Source organism: Streptomyces sp. YS-3, from assembly GCF_045257485.1.
Taxonomy (GTDB): domain Bacteria; phylum Actinomycetota; class Actinomycetes; order Streptomycetales; family Streptomycetaceae; genus Streptomyces.
In genome coordinates this window covers 1-3,042 of record NZ_JBJHPC010000732.1, presented here as the reverse complement: position 1 = coordinate 3,042, position 3,042 = coordinate 1, and the positions used below count along the sequence as shown (strand labels likewise).

The window sequence follows — 3,042 nt, the reverse complement described above, 5'->3', positions numbered from 1 at the left end:
CGTCCAGCGTCGCCGCGGCCCCCGGGTCCTCGAACGCGCCCCCGGAGAGGGAGCGGCCGATCTCCTCGGTCACCGCCAGATAGACCCGGTTGAAGACGGCCAGGCCGTCCCTGGGAGGCAGGCTCGCGCGCAGCGCCCGCATCCGCCCCGCTACGGTGTCCACCGACGCCCACGACCGCGCAGGCCAGCACCATCATGGCGGTGCGCCGGGCGGCCGAGCGGCGCGCGGCTCTGTCCGCGCCGCGCCGACGCGCGCGTGCGGGCGGTGTTCCCGACAACCGTGAACTCCCCTTCTCCCGGGCCCCACTGGCCCCCTGTTCACCCGTTCCGGGGAAGCCCCGGGCACGGCGGCGTCCCGGGAAGCGCCGGACTGGGACGCTGCCCCCATGGTGCGGATCGGAGAGCGGGCAGGTACCACGGGGCTCGCCGGGGCGTCGGTGGACACCGTAGCGGGGCGGATGCGGGCGCTGCGCGCGAGCCTGCCTCCCAGGGACGGCCTGGCCGTCTTCAACCGGGTCTATCTGGCGGTGACCGAGGAGATCGGCCGCTCCCTCTCCGGGGGCGCGTTCGAGGACCCGGGGGCCGCGGCGACGCTGGACGTGCTGTTCGCCGGTCGCTATCTGCGGGCGGTCGACGCGGTGGCGGCGGGGCTGCGCCCGCCCGCCTGCTGGCGGCCCCTGTTCCAGTACCGGCGCCACCCGGGCGTGCGCCCCCTGCAGTTCGCGCTCTGCGGCATCAACGCCCACATCGGGCACGACCTGGCACTCGCCGTCGTCGACAGCTGCCGCGCCCTGGAGTGCGGACCGGACGGTCTGGAGCGGGACTTCGAGCGGGTCGGCGACATGCTGGTGGCGCTGGAGGAGCGGGTGCGCGAGGAGCTGATGCCGGGGCCCGACCTGCTGGAGGTCGCGGATCCGCTCACGCATCTGCTGGCGTCATGGAGCCTGGAGCGGGCGCGCGACGCGGCCTGGTCGTCGGCGCGGCTGCTGTGGCGGCTGCGGGAACTTCCCGACCTGTTCCGGGAGTTCAGGGAGCGGATGGACGCGGGGGTCGGTCTGGTGGGGCGGTGCCTGCTGACGCCGTACGCCGCGCCCTCCGCCGCGCGAGGAGTCCACCCCTGGCGATCCGGCCCGGACCCGGCCTTCCCGGGATGAGCCACCCGGCGCGGCGGGGCTGCGAGCGGGCGACGGCACGGAAGGGGGGCCCGGGGGCCAAAGCCCCCGAGCCCCCCGCGGAAGGTCTGCGCCGCCGTCAGTCCTCCGGCAGCTCGACCGGCGCGATCTCGTCGTACAGGTCGCCCGGGCCGGGGTTGGTGCCGTCCGTGGCGCCGCCGAGGTGGTGCATGACGCCCCACACCGCGTTCAGGGCGGTCTGCACCGCGCCCTCGGCCCAGCCGGCCGTCCAGGAGATGTCGTCGCCCGCGAGGAAGATGCCCCGCTTGTCCTCGGGCAGCGAGTCCTGCATGAAGTGCGTGAACAGACGGCGCTGGTAGCGGTAGTGGCCCGGCAGGTTCGCCTTGAACGCGCCCATGAAGTAGGGCTCGTTCTCCCACGACACGGTCACCGGGTTGCCGATGATGTGCTTGCGGATGTCGACGTTCGGGTAGATCTCGCCGAGCGACTTGAGCATGACCTCCATGCGCTCGTTCGCCGACAGCGGCAGCCACTTCAGGCTGTCGTCGCACCAGGTGTAGGAGAGGCAGATGACGGCGGGCTTGTCCGGGCCGTCGTCCAGCAGGTAGGTGCCACGGGTCATCCGGTCGGTGAGCGTCATCGACATGACGTCCCGGCCGGTCGGATTTCCCCTGTCGTCGACGGCCTTGTCCAGCCAGAACGGCCGGTCCACGGGCACGAAGAGCTTGCTCGACTCCATGTAGTGGGTGCGCTCGATCGCCGTCCAGTGGTCGATCGGGAAGAGCGAGTCATCGCACTCGATCTTGGAGAGCAGCATCCAGGACTGCGCGGTGAAGATCGCCGCGCGGTAGGTGCGGATGTCGCCCGACGCGTCGGTGACGGTGATCCGGTTGCCCGCGGTGCGGGTCAGACGGGTGACCGCCGGGCGCGGCGCGCCCTCGTGCAGCGAGGAGAGCGAGGTGCCCTGCGCCCAGTGGATGATCTTCTCGGGCTCGCGCTCCCACAGCCGCAGGGGCAGCTGCTGGGAGCCGCCGACGATGCCGCGGTGGTGGTCGTCCGCCTCGGTGTAGACGACGCGCAGGATCTCCAGGATGGAGTTGGGGAAGTCGGTGTCCCAGCCGCCGGTGCCGAAGCCGACCTGGCCGAAGATCTCGCGGTGGCGGAAGGACTTGAAGGCCTGCGAGTCGCAGAGGAACCCGTAGAAGGTCTGGTTGTCGAGCTTCTCTACGAGCTTGGCCCAGATCTCTCGGATGCGCGGGACGTCCCGCTCGCGCATCGCGGTGTTCATGTCCGAGAAGTCGGCGCCCTCCTCCAGACAGGCGTTCCACGCGGCGGCCACGTCGCGGTAGACCTGCGGCAGGTCGGCGATGGTCTCGGCGTAGTGCGACTCGCCCTTGAGGTCGACGACGGTCGAGGGGGTGGCCTCGGCGAGCGGGTTCGGGAACGGCTCGGTGACCAGGCCGACCAGGTCGATGTAGTGCTGGAGGGCGGTCGAGGAGGGCGGGAAGCGCATCGCGCCCATCTCGGCGGTCAGTCCGTCCGTGCCGGGGCCGTCGAAGCCGACGGTGCGCAGCCGGCCGCCGATCTGGTCGGCCTCGTACACGACGGGCTTGAGGCCCATCTTCATCAGCTCGTACGCCGAGATGATGCCCGAAAGACCGCCGCCGATGACGGCGACCTCGGTGCCGTGCTCGGTCGCGGGTATCTGGCCGAGCCCGGCCGGGTGGGCCAGGAAGTCGTCGTACGCGTAGGGGAAGTCCGGACCGAACATGGTGATCGGCGGCTGGCCGTCGGCGTGCGGGACGGCGGTGGGCACCGTGGACGTCATGGGGTACGGACTCCTTGCACAGTACGAGGGGGGTTGGGGGCGGCCGGAAGGGGTCCGGGTCAGACGAGGGAGGTGTAGAGG

Annotated in this window: 3 protein-coding genes; 1 reads left to right on the top strand and 2 read right to left on the bottom strand. The window is 71.8% G+C overall.

The window, feature by feature from the left end; all coding sequences use genetic code 11:
- On the bottom strand, positions 1–163 hold a 163-nt coding region (locus ACJA3G_RS34015; protein ID WP_406556889.1), incomplete at its 3' end, for a DUF5995 family protein.
- A gap of 223 nt (positions 164–386) precedes the next feature.
- Between ACJA3G_RS34015 and ACJA3G_RS34010 the strand changes: the two genes are divergently transcribed.
- Complete coding sequence (locus ACJA3G_RS34010; protein WP_406556888.1) at positions 387–1,154, top strand: DUF5995 family protein; 768 nt, start codon at positions 387–389, stop codon at positions 1,152–1,154.
- A 97-nt stretch (positions 1,155–1,251) separates the two neighbouring features.
- On the opposite strand, the gene ACJA3G_RS34005 is transcribed toward ACJA3G_RS34010, so the two are convergent.
- Positions 1,252–2,961 carry a flavin monoamine oxidase family protein gene (locus tag ACJA3G_RS34005; RefSeq protein WP_406556887.1) on the bottom strand — a complete coding sequence of 570 codons (1,710 nt, stop codon included), beginning with the start codon at positions 2,959–2,961 and terminating at the stop codon, positions 1,252–1,254.
- Between the last annotated feature and the right edge of the window lie 81 nt (positions 2,962–3,042).